19 protein-coding genes are annotated in these 23,219 nt (G+C 68.7%); 10 read left to right on the top strand and 9 right to left on the bottom strand.

Going from position 1 to position 23,219, the window contains the following annotated elements:
• Positions 1–61 precede the first annotated feature (61 nt).
• The 4 genes from Q5Z10_RS06425 to creB form a co-directional block, all read right to left on the bottom strand.
• Positions 62–472: a hypothetical protein gene (locus tag Q5Z10_RS06425; protein WP_303638421.1), complete on the bottom strand. Its 411-nt coding sequence runs from the start codon at positions 470–472 to the stop codon at positions 62–64.
• 10 nt (positions 473–482) lie between these two features.
• A complete protein-coding gene (gene creD / locus Q5Z10_RS06420; protein WP_303638420.1) occupies positions 483–1,796 on the bottom strand; it encodes a cell envelope integrity protein CreD in 1,314 nt (437 codons plus the stop codon).
• An 81-nt stretch (positions 1,797–1,877) separates the two neighbouring features.
• The gene (gene creC, locus Q5Z10_RS06415) at positions 1,878–3,338 is read right to left on the bottom strand and encodes a two-component system sensor histidine kinase CreC (protein ID WP_303638419.1); all 1,461 of its coding nucleotides are present in this window, start codon (positions 3,336–3,338) and stop codon (positions 1,878–1,880) included.
• A 3-nt stretch (positions 3,339–3,341) separates the two neighbouring features.
• The gene (gene creB / locus Q5Z10_RS06410) at positions 3,342–4,058 is read right to left on the bottom strand and encodes a two-component system response regulator CreB (protein ID WP_303638418.1); all 717 of its coding nucleotides are present in this window, start codon (positions 4,056–4,058) and stop codon (positions 3,342–3,344) included.
• Between the two features lie 35 nt (positions 4,059–4,093).
• On the opposite strand from creB, the gene Q5Z10_RS06405 reads away from it, so the two are divergent.
• The 4 genes from Q5Z10_RS06405 to Q5Z10_RS06390 all read left to right on the top strand — a co-directional run bounded on the left by Q5Z10_RS06405 (position 4,094) and on the right by Q5Z10_RS06390 (position 9,998).
• Positions 4,094–4,951: a 23S rRNA (adenine(2030)-N(6))-methyltransferase RlmJ gene (locus Q5Z10_RS06405; protein WP_303638417.1), complete on the top strand. Its 858-nt coding sequence runs from the start codon at positions 4,094–4,096 to the stop codon at positions 4,949–4,951.
• A gap of 95 nt (positions 4,952–5,046) precedes the next feature.
• On the top strand, positions 5,047–5,592 hold the full coding sequence (locus tag Q5Z10_RS06400; RefSeq protein WP_019659177.1) for a GNAT family N-acetyltransferase: 546 nt from the start codon (positions 5,047–5,049) through the stop codon (positions 5,590–5,592).
• A gap of 121 nt (positions 5,593–5,713) precedes the next feature.
• Positions 5,714–9,178: a transcription-repair coupling factor gene (gene mfd, locus Q5Z10_RS06395; protein ID WP_303638416.1), complete on the top strand. Its 3,465-nt coding sequence runs from the start codon at positions 5,714–5,716 to the stop codon at positions 9,176–9,178.
• A gap of 214 nt (positions 9,179–9,392) precedes the next feature.
• The gene (locus Q5Z10_RS06390; protein ID WP_303638415.1) at positions 9,393–9,998 is read left to right on the top strand and encodes an HD-GYP domain-containing protein; all 606 of its coding nucleotides are present in this window, start codon (positions 9,393–9,395) and stop codon (positions 9,996–9,998) included.
• 92 nt (positions 9,999–10,090) lie between these two features.
• Here the strand turns inward: Q5Z10_RS06390 and Q5Z10_RS06385 are convergent, their stop codons facing one another.
• Together Q5Z10_RS06385 and gpmA are read right to left on the bottom strand one after the other, a co-directional pair.
• A complete protein-coding gene (locus Q5Z10_RS06385; protein WP_303638414.1) occupies positions 10,091–12,184 on the bottom strand; it encodes a M13 family metallopeptidase in 2,094 nt (697 codons plus the stop codon).
• A 209-nt stretch (positions 12,185–12,393) separates the two neighbouring features.
• Complete coding sequence (gene gpmA / locus Q5Z10_RS06380) at positions 12,394–13,143, bottom strand: 2,3-diphosphoglycerate-dependent phosphoglycerate mutase (protein ID WP_004150217.1); 750 nt, start codon at positions 13,141–13,143, stop codon at positions 12,394–12,396.
• Positions 13,144–13,237: 94 nt separating this feature from the next.
• Between gpmA and nfi the strand changes: the two genes are divergently transcribed.
• On the top strand, positions 13,238–13,912 hold the full coding sequence (nfi, locus tag Q5Z10_RS06375) for a deoxyribonuclease V (RefSeq protein ID WP_303638413.1): 675 nt from the start codon (positions 13,238–13,240) through the stop codon (positions 13,910–13,912).
• A 38-nt stretch (positions 13,913–13,950) separates the two neighbouring features.
• Here the strand turns inward: nfi and Q5Z10_RS06370 are convergent, their stop codons facing one another.
• On the bottom strand, positions 13,951–14,931 hold the full coding sequence (locus Q5Z10_RS06370) for a cation diffusion facilitator family transporter (RefSeq protein WP_303638412.1): 981 nt from the start codon (positions 14,929–14,931) through the stop codon (positions 13,951–13,953).
• A 243-nt stretch (positions 14,932–15,174) separates the two neighbouring features.
• Positions 15,175–17,430 (bottom strand): TonB-dependent siderophore receptor, encoded by a 2,256-nt coding sequence (locus Q5Z10_RS06365; RefSeq protein WP_303638411.1) that lies wholly within the window; start codon positions 17,428–17,430, stop codon positions 15,175–15,177.
• A 287-nt stretch (positions 17,431–17,717) separates the two neighbouring features.
• Between Q5Z10_RS06365 and Q5Z10_RS06360 the strand changes: the two genes are divergently transcribed.
• A complete protein-coding gene (locus Q5Z10_RS06360) occupies positions 17,718–19,133 on the top strand; it encodes a GGDEF domain-containing protein (RefSeq protein WP_303638410.1) in 1,416 nt (471 codons plus the stop codon).
• Between the two features lie 58 nt (positions 19,134–19,191).
• On the opposite strand, the gene Q5Z10_RS06355 is transcribed toward Q5Z10_RS06360, so the two are convergent.
• Entirely contained in the window at positions 19,192–20,403 is a 1,212-nt protein-coding gene (locus Q5Z10_RS06355; RefSeq protein ID WP_303638409.1) for an MFS transporter, read from the bottom strand.
• Positions 20,404–20,483: 80 nt separating this feature from the next.
• Between Q5Z10_RS06355 and Q5Z10_RS06350 the strand changes: the two genes are divergently transcribed.
• Genes Q5Z10_RS06350 through Q5Z10_RS06335 form a run of 4 tightly spaced genes read left to right on the top strand, consistent with a single transcriptional unit; the run spans position 20,484 to position 23,216 of the window.
• Complete coding sequence (locus tag Q5Z10_RS06350) at positions 20,484–20,963, top strand: winged helix-turn-helix transcriptional regulator (protein ID WP_303638408.1); 480 nt, start codon at positions 20,484–20,486, stop codon at positions 20,961–20,963.
• A gap of 41 nt (positions 20,964–21,004) precedes the next feature.
• Complete coding sequence (locus Q5Z10_RS06345; protein ID WP_303638407.1) at positions 21,005–21,343, top strand: DUF3649 domain-containing protein; 339 nt, start codon at positions 21,005–21,007, stop codon at positions 21,341–21,343.
• Complete coding sequence (locus tag Q5Z10_RS06340) at positions 21,340–22,920, top strand: PepSY-associated TM helix domain-containing protein (protein WP_303638406.1); 1,581 nt, start codon at positions 21,340–21,342, stop codon at positions 22,918–22,920. Before Q5Z10_RS06345 ends, Q5Z10_RS06340 begins: the two co-directional genes overlap by 4 nt.
• On the top strand, positions 22,917–23,216 hold the full coding sequence (locus Q5Z10_RS06335) for a DUF3325 domain-containing protein (RefSeq protein WP_303638405.1): 300 nt from the start codon (positions 22,917–22,919) through the stop codon (positions 23,214–23,216). Before Q5Z10_RS06340 ends, Q5Z10_RS06335 begins: the two co-directional genes overlap by 4 nt.
• The last annotated feature ends 3 nt before the right edge of the window (positions 23,217–23,219 follow it).

The raw sequence follows: 23,219 nt of genomic DNA, 5'->3' as shown, positions 1-23,219 counted from the left end.
CCCGTCCCATCGGTCATGGGCAGCAGTGCATCCTCGCCACGCGGGGATGCACCGCCTGCGATCAGCAGCTCCACCCCAGCCACAGCTGCGCCCGCTCCGGCAGCAGCAGCAACCAGTGCCGCCGGTCCACGCTGCTGCAGCCGAACACTGCCGCGTGCGCCGGCCAATCCTGCGGCAGGCCATCGATGCCGATGTCCGACAATGCCGCCGCGCCGGCCTTCCATGGCCGGTAGTGCGGCACCTTGCCTGCCAGCGCGCCGCGTCCGTGCCGTGCGCCCTGCAGCCACTCCAGCCCCCACCGCTGCAATCCGCTGCAGGTCTCGACGGCCAGCGTGAAGCGGACCAGGCCGGGCGCGATCCGCGCCCCCGGCAAGGCTGCCAGCACTCCGTGGGCCTGCAGCAGCGCATCCACTTCCAGCAGCGCCGGAATGCCCTGCCGTGCCCGTTGCTGCAATCCCTGTCGCCAGCCCATGGCGTGCTCCTTATTTCTGTTCGGCCAGTGCATACCAGTCAACGCGGCGGGTCACCCACATCGCCAGCGCCAGGATCACGAACAGCAGCAGCGACCCCATCAGCAGTGCGTTGTTCTCAGACACCAGCAGGCCATACAGCGCGCCATACAGCACCGTCAGCATCGCCGCGAAGCCCAGCCCGCGCTTCCAGTGCCCCAGCACATTGGCCAGGTACACCGCCTGCAGGCTGATGCAGGCCAGCGCCGAAACCAGGTAGGCCAGCCAGAAGGCGATGTGCTCGGACAGGCTGATCAGCAGCAGGAAGAAGATCGCCAACGCCAGGCCCACCATCAGGTACTGCAGCGGGTGGATGCGCAGCGACTTGATCAGTTCGAACAGGATGAAGCCGACGAAGGTCAGCACCACGAACAGGACGCCGTACTTGGATGCCCGGTCGGCCTGGGTATAGGTGTCCACCGGATCGACCAGCGAGACCTGAACCGCCTGCGCATCCAGGTCCTCGTTGTCGTACAGCCGCTGCTGCGCATCGGAGGCCAGCGAAGACACCGCCCAGTGCGCGTCGAAACCCTGGGCATCGACGCGACGCTCGTTCGGCAGGAAGGCACCGGCAAAAGACGGATGCGGCCAGCTGGAGCGCAGCGCGATCTGGTTGTCATCGCCCACCGGCACCACCGACAGCGAGCGGCTGCCATCCAGCTGCAGCGTCAGCTCCACGCGGCTGGCCGCCAGCGTACCGCCGCCCGGTTCGATGCCGGCGACCGGGGCATGCAGCCCGCGCCCCAGCGCGGAGGCGCTGCCCACGCCCGGCAGCAGCTTCACCTGCTGGCCGTCCACCCGCAGGTCCGGGGTTCCGACCAGGCCACGGGCATCGGAAACACCCAGCGCGATGTAGGCCTCGCCGTAGACCATGCCAGCGCGGTCCGGGTAGTCCTCCTGCGCGAACGTTGCCTGGATCTGGCCGTTCCAGCTGTACACCGGCACCTTGAACAGGCCCACCGAACGCTGGCTCGGCAGCAGTTCGCCATTGACCCGCAGGGTCGCCGGCGGCTGCACCCAGTAGCCCTGGGTGGCGCGCACCTCCACCGTCTTGTTGCCCTGCGCGTCCACGGCCTCCACCCGCTCGTTGCGGGTCCACGGCACCACGCGCACCGGCCCTACCACCCGCTGGGTGCCGGCGCGGCTTTCCGCCACGCGCTCATACGCCGCTTCACGGTAGGCGCTGCGCTCGGTGATGACGCCGCGGATCAGGAACAACGGCACCAGCAACAGCAGGATCAGGCCGCCGACTATGGCGAACCGCAGCAGCATCTTCAGGGATTTCATCTTCCATCCTCGTTGGAGAGGACTGCAGGATGGACGCCGGCGGTGTGCGGGGTTTGTGGCGAATTTGAAGCGAGTGTGAAGTCAGCGCCGCGGACGCTGGCCGGGTCCTGCCAACGGCAGCCACAGGCTGGCCAGCGTGCCGCCGTCCGCGCGCGGCTGCAGGCTGGCACGGCCATCATGCAGGCGGGCCACCTCCTGCACGAACGGCAGCCCCAATCCGGAGCTGCGTCGCCCGGTGCCCGGCCGGGCCAGCGAATAGAAGCGTTCGAACACGCGTTCGCGGGCGTACTCGGGGATGCCGGCGCCCCGGTCGGCGACCTGCAGGCGCACTCCCTGCCCGTCCGGCTGGGCGTCCAGTTCGATCTGCGCGCCCACAGGCGAGAACGCCACTGCGTTGTCGATCAGGTTGTGCAGCGCCTGGCGCAGCAGGTACGCATCGCCCTGCACGCGCACCGCTGGCACTTCACCGACCACCAGGCGGACAGCCGCTGCCTGTGCCCGGACCTGCGCGGCGCTGGCCGCCTCCTGCAGCAGTACCGGCAGCGCGATCGGATCGCGGGTCTGCAGCCAGCCATGCTGCTCCACTTCAGCCAGGGCCAGCAGCTTGTCGATGGTCTCGGTCAGGCGTTCCTGCTGATCGACGATGCTGCGCGCGAAATGCGCGCGGTCGGCGTCCGGCATCGGCTCCTGCAGCAGTTCGGCGGCACCGCGGATGGCGGCCAGCGGGCTCTTCATCTCGTGGGTGAGCGATTGCACGTACTGCTCGACGTAGGCCTTGCCTTCCAGCTTGCGGCGCATCGTCTCCAGCGCCTGGCCCAGATCACCGATCTCGTCATTGCGACGCTTCGGCGGCGGTACCGGTTCGCCGGCGCTGACCGCGCGGGCGTATCGGCTGAGCTGGCCCAGGCCGTGGGTCAACCACATCGTCACCAGCACCCCCACCAGCGCGGACAGGCCGATCAGCCAGGCACCGCGTTCGATGATGGCCCGCTGGCTGGCCGCGATGAAGGGATCGATGCTGCGGTTCGGCTGGGCCAGGCTGAGCACGCCGATGAGCGTGCGCCCATCGGCCGGGTCGTACACCGGTGCGGCCACGTGCATCACGGTATTGCCGTCATCGCCGGGAGTTTCCGGACTGGAACGCGCACCGTACTCGCCACGCAGCGTGCGGTAGACATCGTTCCAGCGCGAATTGTCACGACCGACGTCGCGACCGAGCGAATCGTAGATGACGATGCCGCGGGCATCGGTGATCGTCACCCGGTAGTCCAGCGACCGCTTGGGGAAGCGCCAGACCATCGCCTTGAGGTCACGCTGCCGCGCCTTGGCCAGGTTGCGGGTGAAGCTGCCTGAGCCGATCGTGCCGGCCTTGACGTCGGCGGCGGCCATTTCCGCCAGCACGTTGGCGGCGTCCACCAGGGTCGACTCCATCGCCTGGCGTACACCGGGCTTCACTTCGTTGACGAACACCCGCATCACGAAGAACGCGGCGATGCCCACGATCAGGAAGAAGCCCAGGAACAGTTTCACCACCAGCCGCATGGGTCAGGCCTCCAGCGCGTAGCCCAGGCCACGGTGGGTACGAATCGGATCGCCGCTGGCGCCGGCCGCCCGCAGCTTGGCCCGCAGTGTCTTGACGTGGGTATCGACGGTGCGGTCGGCACTGTCGGCGCTGCTGTCCCAGCCGCGGTCCATCAGCTGGGCGCGGCTGAGGATCGCGCCGGGCCGCTGCAGCAGTGCTTCCAGCAGTGCGTACTCATAGCGGGTCAGGTCCAGCGCCTGGCCCTGGTAGCGGATGCGGTGGCCGGCGCGGTCGATGGCGAAGGCGCCGTGTTCCTGCCAGCCGGCATCGGCAGCGGGCACCGGTACCGCGCGCCGCAGGCGGGCGCGCACCCGCGCCACCAGTTCGCGCGGCGAGAACGGCTTGGCCATGTAGTCGTCGGCGCCCAGTTCCAGGCCCAGCACGCGGTCCAGTTCGTCGTTGCGGGCGGTCAGGAAGATCACCGGCACCTGCGCGGCTGCTCCCGGCAACGCCCGCAACCGCCGGCACACCTCGAAACCACTGAGATCGGGCAGGCCGACATCGAGCACCACCAGGTCCACCGGTCCGGCCTGCACCTGCTGCACGGCCTGCCCACCCAGCAGGCAATGGCTGGCGGCATAGCCCTCGCTGCGCAGGGCATAGAGAACGGTCTCGGCGATGGCGGCTTCGTCCTCGACCACCAGGATGTGGGAAACAGGGGCTGTCATGGGCCGCAGCATAGCCGCTGCGGCCGCCGCCCCGTACACTGCCGCCCATGAACTATCGCCACGCCTTCCACGCCGGCAACCACGCCGATGTCCTCAAGCACATCGTGCAGTTGGCCCTGATCGACAGCTTCAAGCGCAAGGACAGCCCGTTCTTCGTGCTCGACACCCACGGCGGTGCCGGCCGCTACCTGCTGGCCAGCGAAGAGAGCCGCAAGACGCTGGAGGCCGAGTCGGGGGTCATGCGGCTGATGGCCCAGCCGAAGCTGCCGGAGGTGGTCGAGCGCTACCTCAAAGCGGTGCAGGCCGACAATCCGGTGGGCGCGATGATCACCTACCCGGGCTCGCCGCTGCTGACCGCCCAGGCCATGCGCGCACAGGACCGCATGGCGGTCTGCGAGCTGCAGGAAGACGAAGCGGGCGCGTTGAAGACGCTGTTCGCCCACGACAGCCGGGTGGGCGTGCACCCGGGCAACGGTTATGCACTGCTGCGTTCGCTGCTGCCGCCCAAGGCCAATGGCAGCAAGATCGGCCGCGGCCTGGTCCTGATCGACCCGCCGTATGAGGCGCAGGATGCCGAGTACCAGGCGATCCTGGCCGCCCTCGCCGAGACCCTGGCGCGCTGGCCGCAGGCGACCTGTGCAGTCTGGTTCCCGATCAAGCAGCGGCGCACCATCCTGCACTTCCTGCGCAAGGCCACCGCGCTGCCGGTGAAGTCCGCGCTGACCATCGAGTTCCTGGTGCGTCCGGACGACTCGCCCCTGCGCCTCAACGGCAGCGGCATGCTGGTGCTCAACGCGCCCTGGCAGTTCGACCGGGTGGTCGGCCCGGCCCTGCCGGCCCTGCGCCAGCACCTGGGTGAACCCGGTGCCAGCACCCGCCTGGATTGGCTCAAAGCGCCCGAATAACGGCCTTCACGAGGCTGTACCGCCGTGAGCCTTTCGTTCACGGAATGCAGCCCCGGTGATGCCACAATCGATGGACCACCAAGGAATCACCCGGTATGGCCACTCGCAACCGCATGCCGCCCTGGCATGAGATCTTCAAGGCTCCCAGCGGCCACGAGCTGCTGATCCGCCCCATCCGCCCGGAAGACGGCGCGCCGCTGCAGGCCGCGTTCAGCCTGTTCGGGCCGGAAGAAATCCGTGATCGTTTCCTGCAGGCGGTCACCGAGCTGTCGCCGGAGACGACCCAGCGCCTGACCCACCCCAATCCCAAGACCGAAATCACCCTGGTCGCCGCCGAGTCGCTGCCGGCCGGTGAAGCCGTGGTCGGTGCGGTCGCCCGCGCCTCGATCATCCCCGGTACCCGCGAAGCCGAGTACGCGATCCTGATCAGCCGCTTCCTGATCGGCCAGGGCCTGGGCCGGCAGCTGATGCGCAAGCTGGTCAAGTGGGGCCGTGGCAAGTACCTCGATCGCCTGTATGGCGACGTGGCCGCCGAGAACGAGCCGATGAAGCAGCTGGCCGCCTCGCTGGGCTTCAAGCCGGTGCCGCACCCCAACGGTGCCGAAGGCCTGGTGCGGATGGTGCTGGAGCTGGACAACTGAGGTAGCGCCGGGCCCTGCCCGGCGTGCCGACCCAACCGCGACGTTCGCCGGGCATGGCCCGGCGCTACCGCGACCTTACGCACACGGTCACGACAAGGGCATCTGTTAAGATCGGCGGTCCATGTCGCGTACCTCATACCCCGCCCCGCCGCTGCCTCGTGCCGGCCAGCTTCGCGCCTGGTGGCGCGCCCCCGCATCGCCGACCGCCCTGGCCTGGTACCTGGCCCAGGCCGCGCGCGCGCACGACGCCCCGCTGCTGGTGGCCGCGCGTGACAACCACGGCGCCAACCAGCTCGAAGCCGATCTGCACACCCTGCTCGGCGCTGACCCCAGCCTGCCGGTGGTGGCCTTCCCCGATTGGGAAACGCTGCCCTACGACCGCTTCAGCCCGCACCCGGACATCATCTCGCAGCGCCTGTCGGCCCTGCACCGCCTGCCCACGCTGAAGCGCGGTCTGGTGGTGGTGCCGGTGCAGACGCTGCTGCAGCAGCTGGCGCCCCGCAGCTACGTGATCGGTGGCAGCTTCGACCTGAAGGTCGGGCAGCGGCTGGACCTGGAAGCGGAGAAGCGCCGGCTTGAAAGCGCCGGTTACCGCAACGTGCCGCAGGTGATGGATCCGGGCGACTTCGCGGTGCGCGGCGGCCTGCTCGACGTCTACCCGATGGGCGCCGAGGAGCCGCTGCGGGTCGAGCTGCTGGACGAGGACATCGATTCGATCCGTGCGTTCGATCCGGAAACCCAGCGCTCGCTGGACAGGGTCGAGGCGGTCCACATGCTGCCCGGCCGCGAAGTGCCGATGGACGAGGCCAGCATCGCCCGCGTGCTGGCCACCCTGCGTGAGCGCTTCGATGTCGATACCCGGCGCAGTTCGCTGTACCAGGACCTGAAATCGGGCCTGGCACCGGCCGGCATCGAGTACTACCTGCCGTTGTTCTTCGAACGCACCGCGACCCTGTTCGACTACCTGCCCGAAGGCAGCCTGACCGTGGTCTGCAGTGGGGCCGCCGAAGCCGCCGATACGTTCTGGGCGCAGACCGGCGAACGCTATGAACAGCGCCGCCACGATGTGGAACGGCCGCTGCTGCCGCCGTCGGCGCTGTACCTGTCGCCGGACCTGCTGCGCGAACGCCTGAACGACGCGCCGCGCATCGAAGTCTGGGGCGCCGACCATGCGCGCATCGCCGATGCGCACGCGCTGGGCGACCAGCCGCTGCCGCCGTTGCCGGTGGCCGCGCGCGAAGCGCCCGCCGGCGACGCACTGAAATCCTTCCTCGGCCACTACCCCGGCCGGGTGCTGATCGCGGCCGATTCACCCGGCCGCCGTGAGGCGCTGCTGGAAGTGCTGCAGGCCGCCGAGCTGAAGCCGCCGGTGGTGGCCGACCTGCCGGCGTTCCTGGCCAGCGATGCGCGCTTCGCGATCGCCGTGGCGCCGCTGGAAGATGGCTTCGCGCTGGACACTCCGCATATTGCGGTGCTGACCGAGCGCCAGCTGTTCCCCGAACGCGCCGGCAGCACCCGCCGCACGCGCCGTGCCGGACGCGAACCCGAAGCGATCATCCGCGACCTCGGCGAGCTGACCGAAGGCGCGCCGATCGTGCATGAGGACCATGGCGTCGGCCGCTACCGTGGGCTGATCGCGATGGACGTCGGCGGCATGCCCGGCGAGTTCCTCGAAATCGAATATGCCAAGGGTGACCGCCTGTATGTGCCGGTCGCCCAGCTGCACCTGATCAGCCGCTACTCCGGCGCCTCGGCCGAAACCGCGCCGCTGCATTCACTGGGGGGCGAGCAGTGGAGCAAGGCCAAGCGCAAGGCTGCCGAAAAGGTACGCGACGTGGCCGCCGAACTGCTGGAGATCCAGGCCCGCCGCCAGGCACGTGCCGGTCTGGCGCTGCAGGTGGACCGCGCCATGTACGAGCCGTTCGCCGCCGGCTTCCCGTTCGAGGAGACCCCGGACCAGCTGGCCGCGATCGAGGCCACCCTGCGCGACCTGGCCAGCAGCCAGCCGATGGACCGGGTGGTCTGCGGTGACGTCGGCTTCGGCAAGACCGAAGTGGCCGTGCGCGCGGCGTTCGCCGCCGCCAGTGCCGGCAAGCAGGTGGCCGTGCTGGTGCCGACCACGCTGCTGGCCGAACAGCACTACCGCAATTTCCGCGACCGCTTCGCCGACTACCCGATGAAGGTCGAGGTACTGTCGCGGTTCAAGAGCACCAAGGAGATCAAGGCCGAGCTGGAGAAGGTGGCTGCGGGCACCATCGACGTCATCGTCGGTACCCATCGCCTGCTGCAGCCGGACGTGAAGTTCAAGGACCTGGGCATGGTCATCGTCGACGAGGAGCAGCGTTTCGGCGTACGCCAGAAGGAGGCGCTGAAAGCGCTGCGCGCCAACGTGCACCTGCTGACCCTGACCGCCACGCCGATCCCGCGCACGCTCAACATGGCCATGGCCGGCCTGCGCGACCTGTCGATCATCGCCACGCCGCCACCGAACCGGCTGGCGGTGCAGACCTTCATCACCCAGTGGGACAACGCGCTGCTGCGCGAAGCCTTCCAGCGCGAGCTGGCACGCGGTGGCCAGCTGTATTTCCTGCACAACGACGTGGAAAGCATCGGCCGCATGCAGCGCGAACTGTCCGAGCTGGTGCCCGAGGCGCGCATCGGCGTGGCGCACGGGCAGATGCCCGAGCGCGAACTGGAAAAGGTGATGCTGGACTTCCAGAAGCAGCGCTTCAACGTGCTGCTGTCGACCACGATCATCGAATCGGGCATCGACATCCCCAACGCCAACACCATCATCATCAACCGCGCCGACCGCTTCGGCCTGGCCCAGCTGCACCAGCTGCGCGGCCGTGTCGGCCGTTCGCACCACCGCGCCTACGCCTACCTGGTCGCGCCGGACCGGCGTTCGATCACCCCGGATGCGGAAAAGCGCCTGGAAGCGATCGCTTCGATGGACGAACTGGGTGCCGGCTTCACCCTGGCCACGCACGATCTGGAGATCCGCGGTGCCGGTGAACTGCTCGGCGAGGACCAGAGCGGGCAGATGGCCGAGGTGGGCTTCAGCCTGTACACCGAACTGCTGGAGCGCGCGGTGCGCAGCATCAAGCAGGGCAAGCTGCCTGACCTGGATGCCGGCGAGGAAGTGCGCGGCGCCGAGGTCGAGCTGCACGTCCCGGCCTTGATTCCGGAAGACTACCTGCCCGACGTGCATACCCGCCTGACCCTGTACAAGCGCATTTCCAGCGCGCGTGACAGTGATGCGCTGCGCGAGCTGCAGGTGGAGATGATCGACCGCTTCGGCCTGCTGCCCGACGCCGCCAAGCATCTGTTCGCCATCGCCGAACTGAAGCTGCAGGCCAACACGCTGGGCATCCGCAAGCTGGACCTGGGCGAGAACGGCGGCCGCATCGTGTTCGAGTCCAAGCCGAACATCGACCCGATGGCGGTGATCCAGCTGATCCAGAAGCAGCCGAACCTGTACGCCATGGACGGGCCGGACAAGCTGCGCATCAAGCACCCGCTGCCGCTGCCCGAGGATCGCTTCAACGCCGCCCGCGCCCTGCTGCTGACCCTGGCCGTGCGCTGACCGGTGGTTGCGATGCCTGTTTGCCGCGGGCGGCAGGCGTCGCATGCGTGGCCGCGGCGCCGGCACGGCCGCGGCGGCTGAACGCACGACCCCACGCGACGCAGTGCACGCACTGCGCAGCGCGCAGTTGCGGGTACCCTATGCGCCGCCCTGCCCCGGCCCGCTGTCGCGGGCCTTTCCGTTCAAGCGCTGATTGTCCGCGCCGCCCGTTCCGATGCCCCATTCCAGACCTCCCGATCTTCTGCATGCGCAGGCCTGCCTGATCGACGCCCTGTCGATGACACTGCAGATGCGTGATGCCTATACCCGCCACCATTGCGACCGTGTCGGCCTGCTGGCGCGATGCCTGGCCAGCCATTGCGATCAGGACGAAGCTGCCTGTGCGCAGATCGGCCTGGCGGCCCGCTTCCATGACATCGGCAAGATCGGCATTCCCGACGAGGTGCTGTTGAGCCCACGCCGGCACACCGAGGAAGAGCGCGCGATCATGCGCGAACATCCGGTGCGCGGCGAGCATATCTTCCTGGCCACCGGTCGCAGCGACGCCACGCCGGTCGCACGGCTGATCCGTGCCCACCACGAAGCCTTCGACGGCAGTGGCTATCCCGATGGCCTGCAGGGCGAGGCCATTCCGCTGGGCGCGCGCATCGTCACCATTGCCGATGCCTACGATGCCATGACCAGCGCGCGCCCGTACCGCGCGGCGATGGAACATGAAACGGTGGTGCGGATCCTGCAGGAACAGGCCGGCGGACTGATCGATCCCTACGTGCTGGGCCGCTTCCACAGCATGCTCAGGCGCGAACCGGCGCTGGCCTGAGATCCGCCGGGCATGGCCGGGCACCACCGCGCGGACAGAAAAAAGGCCCGGCGTTCGCCGGGCCTTTCGCATCACCCATCTGCGGCGATCGGTTACCAGATCACCACGCGCTTGTCGTCGGCACGCACCATCGCGTCGCCGGCCTTGCACTGGAACGCCGCGGCGAACGACGGCATGTTCGACGGCGCACCGTTGGCACGGAAGTTGGCCGGTGCGTGCGGATCGGTGTTCAGGCGCACGCGCAGCTCGCCGTCGGTGAAGTTGCGGCGCCATACCGTGGCCCAGTTCATGAAGAAGCGCTGGTCCTGGCTGTGGCCATCCACCTCGACATTCGCCTTCGGGTCTTCCTTCAGCGCCATCTGCAGTGCGTCGTAGGCCACGGTCAGGCCGCCGAGGTCGCCGATGTTCTCGCCCAGAGTCAGCTTGCCCTTCACGAACACGCCCGGCACCGACTCGTAGCCGTCGAACTGCGCCACCAGCTGGTCGGTGCGTTCGGTGAAGGCCTTGCGGTCGCTGTCGGTCCACCAGTTGTCGAAGTTGCCGTTGGCGGCGAACTGGCTGCCCGAGTCGTCGTAGCCGTGCATCATCTCGTGGCCGATGACCGCACCGATGCCGCCGTAGTTCAGCGCCGGATCGGCCTTGGCGTCGAAGAACGGCGCCTGCAGGATCGCCGCCGGGAACACGATTTCGTTCTTGGTGGCGTTGTAGTACGCATTGACCGTCTGCGGGGTCATGCCCCACTCGGTCTTGTCCACCGGCTTGCCGATCTTGTCCAGCATGTAGCGGTAGTTGAACGCACGCGCCGCCTGCATGTTGCCCAGGTAGCTGTCGCCGTTGGTCTGCAGGCCCGCCCAGTCACGCCACTTGTCCGGGTAACCGATCTTCGGGGTGAAGCTGGCCCACTTCTCCAGCGCCTTCTTTTTGGTTTCCTCGCCCATCCACGGCAGCTGTTCCAGACGTGCCTTCAGCGCCACCGACAGGTTTTCCACCAGGTGCTGCATGGCGACCTTCGACTCGGCCGGGAACACGGCATCGACATACAGCTGGCCGAGCGCTTCACCCATGCCACCGTTCACCGACTCCAGCACGCGCTTCCAGCGCGGCTGCATTTCCTGCTGGCCACGCAGGGTGGTGCCGTAGAAATCGAAGCTGGCCTTCTCGAACGGGCTGCTCAGGTACGGCGAGGCGTCGTCGATGGTGTGGAAGCGCAGGTAGGCCTGCCAGGTGCTGGCCGGCACATCGGCGAGCATCTTGTCCATTTCACCGAAGAAGCCCGGCTGGGCCAGCGAGAACTTCTGCGCGGCCGGCACCTTCAGGGTGTCGAACAGCGCGGTCCAGCTGAAATTCGGGGTCAGCCTGTCGGCGTCGGCGGCGCTGAGCGGGTTGTAGCGCTTGGCCGGATCACGCATTTCGATGCGCGACATCGACGCCTTGGCCAGGCGGGTTTCGAAGGCCATCACGGCCTTGGCCTGCTCGGCCGCCTGTGCAGCGTCCACGCCGGACAGGGTCAGCACCTGGGCGATGTAGGCCACGTAGGCGTCGCGGATCCTGGCCTGCGCCTCGTCGAAGTAGTAACCCTTCTCCGGCAGGCCGAGGCCGCCCTGGCCGACGTAGGCGATGACGTTGGCCGAATCCTTGTAATCGGCATTGGCAAACAGCGAGAACAGCACGCCCTGGCCCTGCGCCTGGCTGTCGCGCAGGTACTGGGTGATGGCGGCGGTGTCGTTCAGCGCGCTGATCTTGTCCAGCGTCGGCTGCAGCGGCGCCAGGCCGGCGGCCTCGATCTTCGCTTCGTCGTTGCCGGTCTTCCAGATGTCACCGATCTTGGCTTCCACCGAGCCGGCCTTGGCCTGGCTGGCGGCAGCCTGCTGCACCAGTGCGTGCTGCACTTCCAGCGAGCGCTCGCGCAGGATCTCGAAGCTGCCCCAGGTGGTCTGGTCACCCGGCACCGGGTTGGCCTTCAGCCACTTGCTGTTGACGAAGCCATTGAGGTCGGTACAGGCCGAAATGGCCGGATCCAGATCGGCGCTGTTGAGGCTGATCAGCGCGGTCTTGATCTGCGACTGGTCGAAGGCCGGCTTGGCATCGGCACTGGCGGCCGGCGCGGTTTCATTCTTGCCACAGGCGGCCAGCGAGGCAGCGATGGCGATGGTCAGGCCCAGCGGGGCCAGGTTGCGGAAGTTCATGAGGCGCTCCTGCGGGTAATCTCACAGGGTAGCCGGGCAGGCCCACGGCAGGGACCGCCAAAGGTCACAGGGCACCGCTTCTGTAGAGTCGAGCCGTGCTCGACTGCTGTTGGTCTCTTGCCGCAGTGGTCATGAACCCGGGACAGAGAGCAGTCGAGCATGGCTCGACGCTACAAAAGGAAAGGCCGGCTTGCGCCGGCCCTTCGTTGTTATTTCGCCTTGCCCTGGTTGGCCACGGCTTCAGCGGCCTTGCGCGCCGCTTCCGGGTCGCCCAGGTAGCGGAACGATTTCACCGTCAGGTCGTCATTCAACTCGAACAGCAGCGGGATGCCGGTCGGGATGTTCAGCTCGAGGATTTCCTCGCGCGACACGTTGTTGAGGTACTTGTACAGCGCGCGCAGCGAATTGCCGTGGGCGGTGACCAGCACGGTCTTGCCGTCCTTCAGCTGCGGCGCGATGGCGTCGTGCCAGTACGGCAGCACGCGATCCAGCGTGGTCGCCAGCGATTCGGTGCCCGGCAGCGCGTTGCGGTCCAGGCCGGCGTAACGACGGTCGTGGATCGGGTGGCCCGGATCTTCCAGGTCCATGGCCGGCGGCGGGATGTCGTACGAACGGCGCCATACCTTGACCTGGTCCTCGCCGTGCTTGGCGGCGGTCTCGGCCTTGTCCAGGCCCTGCAGCCCGCCGTAGTGGCGCTCGTTGAGGCGCCAGGACTTGTTCACCGGCAGCCAGTCCTGCTCCAGCTCGGCCAGCGCCCCCTGCAGGGTGTGGATGGCGCGCTTGAGCACCGAGGTGTGGGCGACGTCGAACTGCAGGCCTTCCTCGCGCATCAGGCGGCCGGCGGCGGCCGCTTCCCGGCGCCCCTGCTCGGTCAGGTCGACATCGACCCAGCCAGTGAAACGGTTGTCCAGGTTCCACTGGCTCTGGCCATGGCGCAACAGTACGAGTTTACGGGTCACTGCAGGGTCTCCAACGCGAGGAAAGGCAGGGCGCCATTGTAGCCCCGGCGCCCGCTCACCGCGCCGTGGCGGTGTGGATGCCATCCTGTAGCCGATGAATACACTGATCGACCCCGGGCGCTGGGAAGGCAGCGTCAGTGCCGCCCGCGAACAGCAGAAGCAGCTGGCCACCCGCGTGCAGCGGCAGGACCGGCTGCCCGACCCGGTGCGCTGGCTGGCCGGGCTGGATGTCGGGTTCGAGGAGGACGGCGCGATCACCCGCGCTGCGGCGGTCCTGCTTGACGCGCAGACCCTGCAGCCGGTGGCGCAGGAAATCGCCCGCATCCCCACGGTGATGCCCTACATCCCCGGCCTGCTCAGTTTCCGCGAACTGCCGGCATTGCTGGCCGCGCTGTCATTGCTGCCGCGCACGCCGGACCTGGTGTTCGTCGATGGCCATGGCATCAGCCATCCGCGCCGGCTCGGCATCGCAGCCCACCTGGGCGTGGTGACCGACCTGCCGAGCATCGGTGTGGCCAAGTCGAAACTGGTGGGCTGCTTTGTCGAGCCGGCCGCCGACGCCGGCGCGCATACCCCGCTGATGGACGGTGACGAGCAGCTGGGCTGGGTGCTGCGCAGCAAGGTGCGCTGCAAGCCACTGTTCGTGGCCGGTGGCCACCGGGTCAGCGCCGATACCGCGCTGCATTGGGTGCAGCGCACGCTGCGCGGCTATCGGCTGCCGGAGCCGACCCGGCTGGCGGACCGGTTGGCCTCGCGCCGGGACCGGTGACCGCAGCGGGCATCACCCGGCGCGGTCGTCCATGCCCATCAACGATGCACGTGGCCGCGATGGCCCTGCGCGTCTTCGCCGTGGTCGTGGCCTTCATGGCCTTGGTGCCCGCCGCCCGTGGCCGGCACCGGTCCGCCACAGGCTTCTCCGCAGTGGTCCGCTTCGATCTGCAGGGTCACGTGCTCGATGCCGAAGCCATCGTGCAGGCGTCCACCCAGCTCGCGGCGCAGCGCATCGGCATCGGTGCCATCGCGCATGACGATGTGCGCGGTCAGTGCCGGCGTGCTGGAGGCCAGCGCCCACACGTGCAGGTCGTGTACATCCAGCACCGCCGCATGGCCGGACAGGCTTTCACGCACCCGCGCCACATCCATGCCCTTGGGCACGCCTTCCAGCAGCACATTGATGGCTTCGCGCATCAGCACATAGGTGCGCGGCAGCACCCACAGGCCGATCAGCACCGCCAGGATCGGATCGATCGGCTTCCAGCCGGTCCACCGGATCAGCAGCGCACCGGCGATCACCGCCACCGAACCGAGCATGTCGGCCCACACTTCCAGGTAGGCGCCCTTGACGTTGAGGCTCTCGCCGCTGCCGGCCTGCAGCAGCCGCATCGAAATCAGATTGATGACCAGGCCCACCGCAGCAATGACCAGCATGCCGGTGGAGGCGATCTCCTGCGGCTGGCGGAAGCGGCCGATCGCCTCCCACAGGATGTAGCCGGCGACCACGAACAGCATCGCACCGTTGATCATCGCCCCCAGTGCTTCCAGGCGTGCATAGCCGTAGGTGCGGCGCGCATCGGGCGGGCGCCGGCTCAAGCGCACCGCGATGAGGGCGATCATCAGGGCCAGCGCGTCGGTGGCCATGTGCGCGGCATCGGACAGCAGCGCCAGGCTGTTGGTCCAGAACGCGCCCACCACTTCGACGACCAGGAACGTGGAGGTCAGGCCGAGCGCCCACCACAGCGGTTTCTCGTGGCGGATCTCGGATGGCAGGTGATCGTGGTCGTGGCCCATGGCAACAGCTCCTTTGCGATGGGAGGCAGGCTACGCTGGCGGGCGTGGGGAAACTATCACGGTGTTTATAACATTGCAGGCTCCGCGACCCGCCGAGGCCGCCGGGCATGGCCCGGCGCTACCGCGACGCATGGCGCCATGCATTGACCTGCGCCAGCCTACGCCGGGCATGGCCCGGCGCTACCGTGGGAGGTCGCGCCAGGCCATCGCCGGCAAGCGCAGCGGATCGGGCCCTGCGTGCGCTCAGAAACCGAAGCGCAGGCTGGCCCAGTAGGCGCGGCCAGGTTCGTTGTAGGTCGCTGCGCCGGCATCGCTGCTGTTGGCCTCGCGGAACAGGCGCTTGTCGGCCAGGTTGTTGACACCGAAGCCCACGCTGACGGTGTCGGTCACCCTGTAGCGCGCGCTCACGCCCCAGATGTTGTACGCACCGCGGGTCTGCAGCACCGTGGCGGCGTCGCAGCTGCCGGTGCAGCGCGGGTCATTGTTGATGTTGGTCGTGGCCGGCTCCTGCTTGCCGTAGAAGGTACCGGTCAGCAGCAACGACAGCTGCTCGGTGGCCTGCCAGTCGAGCATGGTGTTGATGGTGTACTTGGGGATCACCGACAGCGGCTGGCCGGTGGTCTTGTTCTCGTTCTCCACCATGTAGGTGAAGTTGTTGCTCCACTTCAGGCGGTCGCCCTGCTCGCCCAGCAGCGGGATCACCAGGTTGCCCTCAAGCCCCTGCACGATGGCCTTGGGCGCGTTCTCCCAGCGGAAGATGCGGCCCCGGGTGTCGGCGGTCAGGCCGATCTGCTCATAGCCGGCCTGGATCTTGTCCTTGTAGTCGTTGTGGAAATAGGTCAACGAGGCCTGCCAGCCACTCTGCGGCGCCCACTCGATGCCCAGTTCCTTGTTGAGGCTGGTCTCGGCCTTCAGGTCGGCATTGCCGCGCATGTAGCAGCCGGCGCCCAGGCTCGGCAGCGCGTTCGGACAGCCGTTGCCGCGGGTGTAGTACAGATAGTCCGGGTTGGACTGGTACAGGTTCGGCGCCTTGAACGCGCGGGCAATGCCGCCCTTGACCACCCAGTCGCCGTTGATGCGGAACTGCGCGTTGAGGCTGGGACTGGTGTTGTTGCCGAACTGGCTGTGGTGATCGAAGCGCAGCCCGGGGGTGACGATCCAGCGCTCACCCAAGTAGATGTTGTCTTCCACGAACACCGCGGTGGTCTGCGCATCGGCCTTGCCGCGCGCGCGGTCGGCCGACAGGCCGGGGATGCCGCCACCGCTGCTGCTGGACTGGCTCATCGAATACGGGTCGGTCAGGCGGCTGTCCAGGTACTCGAAGCCCAGCGTCCACACGTTCTCGGCACCGCCGATCGTGGTCGGGAAGCTCACCTCGCCATCCAGCTGGTAGTTGCGCAGGCGCGAGGTCGACCAATCGGTCCCGTTGAAGCTGCCCTCCGGGCCACCGGCCAGGCCTTCGTTGATGCGCGAGTTGTTGACCGCCTCCACCGCGGCGGTGACCCGCGAGCTGACATCGCCCCAGCGGCCGCGGTGGGTGATCGCGCCGGTGGTGCGGTACATGCGGTTGGTCTCCGCCTGCTCGTCGGCCAGCGCAGCCAGATCCACCGGCGTGGACGTACCGGTGGTGCTGACGGCGCGGTCGCCGGCATAGATGTTGCCCTGGCGGCTGGTGCCCGCTTCGACTTCAACGACCTGGTCGGCAGTCACATCCCAGCGCAGCAGCGCATTGACGTCGCGGTTCTTGACCCCTTCGCGACCGGCCGGCGGTACCGCGTTCGGAGCGGTGGCGTACTGGCGGTTGAGGTCCAGCGAATCGGCGTCGGTCCGGTTGAGATTGCCATACAGGCGGAACGACAGCGTCTCGGTCAGCGGACCGCTCAGCTGCAGCCCCACGCGCTCGCTGCCGCCTTCGGCGCTGTGCTCGGGGACCAGGCCGTACAGATCCATCGCGCCGGTCAGGTCACCGGTCGGGCGCTTGGTGATGATGTTGACCACACCGCCGGAGGCACCGGAGCCATAGCGCGCCGCGGCCGGGCCGCGCAGCACTTCGATCCGCTCGATCATCTCGGCCGGCACCCAGTTGGTGTCGCCACGGGTATTGCGCTCGCCGCTGCGGCCCATGCGCACCGCATCACGTGCACCGATGCGCTTGCCGTCGACCAGGATCAGGGTGTTTTCCGGGCCCATGCCGCGCAGGTCGATCTGTCGGTTGTTGCCATACTGGCCCGACGCACTGTTGCCGGTCAGGTTGACGCCGGGCATGGTGCGCAGCAGCTCGGCGATGTCGTTGGCCGGCGGCCGCTTGGCGATGTCCTCGGCGGTGATGGTCGACGTGCCCAGCGCCTGCCGCGCGATCTCCGAAGCGGTGACATGCACGGTGTCGATATCGGTGGCATCGGTTTCCGCCCGGGCGGACAACGCGCTGGTCGCCAGCAGAGCGGCAACGGCGAGCGCCAGCGGACGGGCGCGCGGCGGAACAACAACGGAAGAGGACATGATCGAAAACCTTCTGACAGGGCAACGGGGCCTCTGGCAAAGGGCTTGAGGCAGCGACAGGGGGAGGCGGACCACCGCTGCACAGGGCCCGCAGGTCGATCCGTGCGGCCATTGTCCCATCAATGCGATTGATTCTCAAATGCGTCAACGCATTGCGGCAGCGGTCGGACTGTGCTCTGCGCACCGTCCAAGGCTGCATCGCGCTTAAACTGACCGGCTCACCTGCCATCAACCGGTGACAGCCGGGGCCGATACCCCGGGTCTGTTGCCTGCCGCCAGAGATCGACGTGGAAACTCCCCAACTGGATGACGCCAGCCAGCCGCTGGCCGAGGCCTGGCAGAACTGCCTGCTGGATGCTGGCCCTGCCGCCACCGCGCTGCTGCATGCGGCCGCCGCCGACGCGCCACCGGCGCTGGCCCAGCGCTTCTACGAGGTACTGCTGCAGGACGCGCGCGCGCGCCGCTTCCTGTCCCACGAACAGGTCAAGCAGCGCCTGCAGCCGGCCATGCAACGCTGGCTGGTGCAGCTGCTGACCACCGATGCGGCCGGCGTCGCCGCCACCGTCGCCGCACAACGGGTCATCGGTGATGTGCACGCGCGGGTGGGTATTCCGGTGGATCTGGTGACCCGCGGTGCGCGCGTACTCAAGCACGAGCTGTACGTGCGCCTGCGCGCCGATGCGAGCGACAGCGACGTCGCATTCGCGGCCATCGACTGCCTCAGCGCGATCATGGACATCGCCATGGAAGGCATGACCCTGGCCTATACGCATGCACGCGAGCGCTCCTCGCGCACCGATGCGGCGTACCGGCTGTTCTCGCTGGTGCAGAACGTCAGCACCGAACGCGAACGCCAGCGCGCCCTGCTGCTGGATTGGGAAAACACCCTGCTGTACACCCTGGCAGGACACGGCGAGGGCGGCGACAACGCCAGCCTGGCCACATCGGAATTCGGCCTGTGGTTCACCCACAAGGGCATTCCCAGCTTCGGTGAAAGCACGGAAACCCACGCGGTCGGCCGCCTGGTCGCACGCATCGACAGCTGCCTGCAGCGGGTCACCGCCGACGGCCCGGCGACGCGGCTGGCGGTACTGCCGGCGATCCGCGAAGACCTGGCGACGATCCGCAACCTGATGACCCTGTTGTTCGAGCGCATCGGCGAACTCGACGCCGGCAGCGATGCCTTGACCAACCTGCTCAATCGCCGCTTCCTGCCAACCGTGCTGCGCCGCGAGATTGAACTGTCCACGCGCAACCGCACGCCGTTCTCACTGCTGCTGCTCGACCTGGACCACTTCAAGGCGATCAACGATGGCCACGGCCACGACGCCGGCGACCGCGCACTGCAGCATGTGGCCGCACTGCTGGGCCAGCAGACCCGTGGCAGCGACTACCTGTTCCGCTACGGTGGCGAGGAGTTCGTGGTGGTGCTGGTGGCGGCAAGCGAGTCGCAGGCGGCGGTGATCGCCGAGAGCCTGCGCCGGCAGATCGCGCAGTCGCCGCTGGCGCTGCCCAACGGCCAGGTGCTGGGGCTGACGGCCAGCATCGGCGTCGCCGGCCACGATGGGCACCCGGACTACGAGCGGCTGATGGCACGCGCCGATGCGGCGATGTACGCGGCCAAGCGCTGCGGGCGCAACCGCGTGGTGGTTGCCGACGACAACCTGCAGGAGGCGCCCGGGCGGCGGGCGCTGCAGCGCTGACCGTGCGGCGACGGCGCGACTGGGCGGGTCGCCCTGCAACGCAGTCCACTGACAGACGCTACCGGTGCTGGACGCTGCCGGCATCGGCCCGTGCGTTCTGCACAGGCAGGCGCCACCCGGCCCACCACAGCACCGCCAGCAACGCGATGCCGGCGCCCAGCAGGCACACCGCCGGCCAGCCATGCCGCGCCTGCGTCCAGCTGCCGGCAGCCGCGCCCACCCCACTGCCCACCGCATAGAACAGCATGTACAGCGCGACCAGGCGCCCGTGCTGTGCGGCCGGGGCACGCAGCAGCAGGGCCTGGTTGGATACATGCAGCGCCTGCCCACCGAGATCGAGCACCACCACCCCCAGCAGCAACAGCGCCAACGAGTGCGGCAGGCCGAGCAGCGGCCACCACGCCGCCAGCATCAGCAGCAGCGCGCCGAGGCTCACCCGGTGCGCGTGGCCACGGTCCATCCAGTGCCCGACCCGCGCGGCCAGCAGCGCACCGACCACGCCGGCCAGCCCCAGCGCACCGATGGCCGCCGTCGACCAGTGCAGCGGCGGTGCCGACAGCGGCAGCGGTACGGCCGCCCAGAACACGTTGAGGCCGGCGAACAGCAACAGCGCCAGGGGGCCGCGTTCGCGCAGCGTGCGGTCGCGGCGCAGCATCCCGGCCATCGACGCCAGCAGTACGCGCCACGACGGCGGCACTGCGGGTACCGGCACCGGCGGCAGGTGCCGCCACAGCAGCAGGGCGAGGCCGATCATCAGCGCCGCCGACACCAGGTAGACCGCGCGCCAGCCGGCCAGCGCCGCCACCGCGCCCGACAGCACCCGCGCCAGCAGCAGGCCGATGAACACCCCGCCCTGCACGGTGCCGACCACGCGCCCGCGCTGCTCGGCTGGCGCCAACGCGGCCGTATAGGCGATCAGGCCCTGGGTGAGCGCGGTGCCGAGCAGTCCGGCCAGCAGCATGCCCGACAACAGCCACGCCGCCGAGCGCGCAGCGGCCAGCCACACCAGCGCCACCACCAGCGCCGCCCACTGCACGCGCAGCAGCCGACGGCGATCACCGCGGTCGGCAAGCGGCAGCAGTGCCAGCAACGCCAGCACGCTGCCGGCCTGGGTGGCGGCCACGATCGTGCCGGCCACCGCGCGGTCCAGCGCAAAGGCCTGTGCCAACCGCTCCAGCAGCGGTTGCGCGTAGTAGACGTTGGCGACGCTGGCACCGGCGGCGACAGCAAGCAGGCCCAGGATGGGCCGCGACAGCAGGGAGGGCGGCATGAATATGGTTGCAATTTGAAACTTGATGCAAGCCTACCGTTGGTGGTTTTAAACTGCAACCACATCACCGGACACCTGCCATGCACACCCAGAGTCCCTGCCCGGTGGCCCGCAGCGCCGATCTGCTCGGCGACCGCTGGGCCCTGCTGGTCATCCGCGATGCCTTCGACGGCATCACCCGCTTCAGCGATTTCCAGCGCAGCCTCGGCGCCGCACGCAACATCCTCAGCGACCGGCTGCGGCGACTGCTCGAGGCCGGCATCCTGGCCTTGCGCCCTGCTTCGGACGGTTCGGCCTACCAGGAGTACGTGCTGACTCCCGCCGGGCAGGCGCTGTTCCCGCTGCTGGTGGCGCTGCGCCAGTGGGGAGAACGCCACCGCTTCGCTGCCGATGAAGCCCATTCCACGCTGGTCGAACGCGGCAGTGCGGCAGCGCTTCCCTACATGCAGCCGCGGGACGCGGCAGGCCAGGTGCTGACCGCGGCGCAGACGGTGGTACGCAAGCTGCCGGCGCCGCCCCCCCCGAATGGGGGACTCGACAGCGCCACCGGTGTCAAATAGCATTCAATCGCAATTGCATTCGATTCGTATTGACATCGGCGATGGCCGCTTCCTCTTCCCGTTCTGCCGGCGGCCCGCCGCCCGCCAAACGCGTCGCCCGCGGTAGCGGCCAGACCGCCCTGCTGTGGGCACGTGGCAGCCTGGCCCTGCTGGGCGGCTATGCGGTTGCCGCTTGCTGGGCGGCAGCACTGGCGCGCCTGCTGCCGGGCGCGACCGCCGATGCCACCCTGGTGGCCACCATGGCCGCGTTCGTGGTCTACACCCTGGCCGCGATCTGGGCGTACGCCGCACGCAGCACCCTGCGCGCCGCGCTGGGCCTGGTGATTGCCGGCGGCGCAGGCGCTGCGCTGGCCTGGCTGCTGCGTGGAGGCGTGGCATGAGCAATCTCGGGGGCTTCCGCCAATCGCAGTCGGTCCTGCATACCTGGTCAGGCCTGGTGGTCGGCTGGGTGCTGTTCCTGATCTTCATTGCCGGCACCGCTGCCTACTGGAAGGAAGAGCTGACCCGCTGGATGCAGCCGGAAATCGGCCTGCCGGCCAGCAGCGCCACGGCGGTCACCCAGGCCCAGCGCTTCCTTGCCCGCACCGCGCCGGACGCACAGCGCTGGAGCGTCGAACTGCCCGATGCACGCAGCAGCGCGACCACCGTCAGCTGGCAGGCGCAGGGCGAGAAGGAACGCCGGCGTGGCCAGCGCAATCCGAACCAGGCCACGCTGGATGCGCAGGGCAACCCGGTGCAGGTGCGCGAGACGCGCGGTGGCAACTTCTTCTATCGCCTGCACTTCGACCTGCACTACGTGCCGGTGCTGTGGGCCCGCTGGTTCATCAGTGCCTGCTCGATGCTGATGCTGATCGCGCTGATCAGCGGCGTGATCACCCACAAGAAGATCTTCACTGACTTCTTCACGTTCCGCCGTGGCAAGGGCCAGCGCAGCTGGCTGGACGGGCACAACGCGCTGGCCGTGCTGTCGCTGCCGTTCCATCTGATGATCACCTACACCGGCCTGATCACCCTGATGACGCTGTACATGCCGTGGGCGGTGGATGCCAACTATCCCGGCGGCCGCGATGCGTTCTTCGCCGAACTGTTCCCGCGTGCCGAAAAGGTCGAGGCCAGTGGTGTCGCTGCGACGCCGCCGGCGTTGAGCGCGATCCTGCGCCGCGCCGAACTGCACTGGGGCGGTGGCCATGCCGCGTCGCTGCAGATCGAACACCCTGCCGACGCAGCGATGCGCATCAGCGTGCGCCGCCAGCAGGGCGACCAGATTGCCGGCGCGGCCGACGCGCTCGCCTTCGATGCGCGCGGCACCCTGCTGGATGCAGCGCCGCCACGTTCGGCCGCCGTCATCACCCGCGACGGCATGATCGGCCTGCACGCGGCACGCTTCGCACCGACCACCCTGCGCTGGCTGTTCTTCCTCTCCGGCGTGGCCGGCACGCTGATGGTGGCCACCGGCCTGGTGCTGTGGACGGTCAAGCGGCGCACCCAGCTGCCCGATCCGGCGCGTCCGCATCTGGGCTTCCGCATCGTCGAACGGCTGAACATCGGCTTCGTCACCGGCCTGCCGGTGGCCATGCTGGCCTTCCTGTGGGGGAACCGCCTGCTGCCGCTGGACGTGGCCAACCGCAGCGACGCCGAAGTGAAGGTGTTCTTCTATGCGTGGGCCGCCTGCGTACTGCATGCGCTGCTGCGCGCGCCGCGCCGCGGCTGGGTCGAGCAGCTGGCGCTGGCCGGCGTGCTGGCCCTGGGCCTGCCGCTGTACAACCTCGTGGCCTGGCACGGCGGCGCGGTCAGCGCGCTCGCCGCCGGCGACGGCGCCAAGGCCGGCATCGATATCGGCCTGCTGCTGATGGGGGCCTGCCTGCTGTGGGCCGCACGCAAGGTGCACCGTTTTGTTCCCGCGCAGCGCAGACCACGCGCCGCACATGCGGCCACCCCGGCCGAGGCGAGCGCATGAGCGTGCTCGCGCTGCTGCTGGCGGCGGCCGCCTTCGCCTGCCTGGCCATGGCCATGGACCGCCACCACCGCGATGTGGCCGGCCACGCACCGACCGCAGCGCGTCGGCGCCGGTTGCAGCTATTGGGCGTGCTGGGGCTGGTCGCCAGCCTGCTCGCCAGCATCGCCGCCTGGGGCGTGGCACAGGGTTTCGTTGGTTGGTGCGGCGTGCTTGCCGCCGGTGCCGGGGCGATGGTGCTCTGGCTCAGTTTCCGCAGCCCGGCCAAGCCGGCGCCACGCCCGTCTTCCCGTTCCTGATCC

Origin of the sequence: Stenotrophomonas sp. 704A1, from assembly GCF_030549525.1 — a bacterium.
Taxonomy (GTDB): Bacteria; Pseudomonadota; Gammaproteobacteria; order Xanthomonadales; family Xanthomonadaceae; genus Stenotrophomonas; species Stenotrophomonas tuberculopleuritidis.
Note: the sequence above shows the minus strand (reverse complement) of the source record. Positions and strands in the feature narration are given on the sequence as shown.

What these genes read in the sequence shown, in the direction of transcription:
- Q5Z10_RS06335 (WP_303638405.1), top strand. Translation starts at nt 22,917, where the DNA reads ATGAGCGTGCTCGCGCTGCTGCTGGCGGCGGCCGCCTTCGCCTGCCTG.
- Q5Z10_RS06365 (WP_303638411.1), bottom strand. Translation starts at nt 17,430, where the DNA reads ATGTCCTCTTCCGTTGTTGTTCCGCCGCGCGCCCGTCCGCTGGCGCTC.
- Q5Z10_RS06350 (WP_303638408.1), top strand. Translation starts at nt 20,484, where the DNA reads ATGCACACCCAGAGTCCCTGCCCGGTGGCCCGCAGCGCCGATCTGCTC.
- mfd (WP_303638416.1), top strand. Translation starts at nt 5,714, where the DNA reads ATGTCGCGTACCTCATACCCCGCCCCGCCGCTGCCTCGTGCCGGCCAG.
- Q5Z10_RS06385 (WP_303638414.1), bottom strand. Translation starts at nt 12,184, where the DNA reads ATGAACTTCCGCAACCTGGCCCCGCTGGGCCTGACCATCGCCATCGCT.
- Q5Z10_RS06390 (WP_303638415.1), top strand. Translation starts at nt 9,393, where the DNA reads ATGCCCCATTCCAGACCTCCCGATCTTCTGCATGCGCAGGCCTGCCTG.
- nfi (WP_303638413.1), top strand. Translation starts at nt 13,238, where the DNA reads ATGAATACACTGATCGACCCCGGGCGCTGGGAAGGCAGCGTCAGTGCC.
- creC (WP_303638419.1), bottom strand. Translation starts at nt 3,338, where the DNA reads ATGCGGCTGGTGGTGAAACTGTTCCTGGGCTTCTTCCTGATCGTGGGC.
- Q5Z10_RS06400 (WP_019659177.1), top strand. Translation starts at nt 5,047, where the DNA reads ATGGCCACTCGCAACCGCATGCCGCCCTGGCATGAGATCTTCAAGGCT.
- creB (WP_303638418.1), bottom strand. Translation starts at nt 4,058, where the DNA reads ATGCTGCGGCCCATGACAGCCCCTGTTTCCCACATCCTGGTGGTCGAG.
- Q5Z10_RS06405 (WP_303638417.1), top strand. Translation starts at nt 4,094, where the DNA reads ATGAACTATCGCCACGCCTTCCACGCCGGCAACCACGCCGATGTCCTC.
- Q5Z10_RS06345 (WP_303638407.1), top strand. Translation starts at nt 21,005, where the DNA reads ATGGCCGCTTCCTCTTCCCGTTCTGCCGGCGGCCCGCCGCCCGCCAAA.
- Q5Z10_RS06425 (WP_303638421.1), bottom strand. Translation starts at nt 472, where the DNA reads ATGGGCTGGCGACAGGGATTGCAGCAACGGGCACGGCAGGGCATTCCG.
- Q5Z10_RS06370 (WP_303638412.1), bottom strand. Translation starts at nt 14,931, where the DNA reads ATGGGCCACGACCACGATCACCTGCCATCCGAGATCCGCCACGAGAAA.
- Q5Z10_RS06355 (WP_303638409.1), bottom strand. Translation starts at nt 20,403, where the DNA reads ATGCCGCCCTCCCTGCTGTCGCGGCCCATCCTGGGCCTGCTTGCTGTC.
- Q5Z10_RS06340 (WP_303638406.1), top strand. Translation starts at nt 21,340, where the DNA reads ATGAGCAATCTCGGGGGCTTCCGCCAATCGCAGTCGGTCCTGCATACC.
- creD (WP_303638420.1), bottom strand. Translation starts at nt 1,796, where the DNA reads ATGAAATCCCTGAAGATGCTGCTGCGGTTCGCCATAGTCGGCGGCCTG.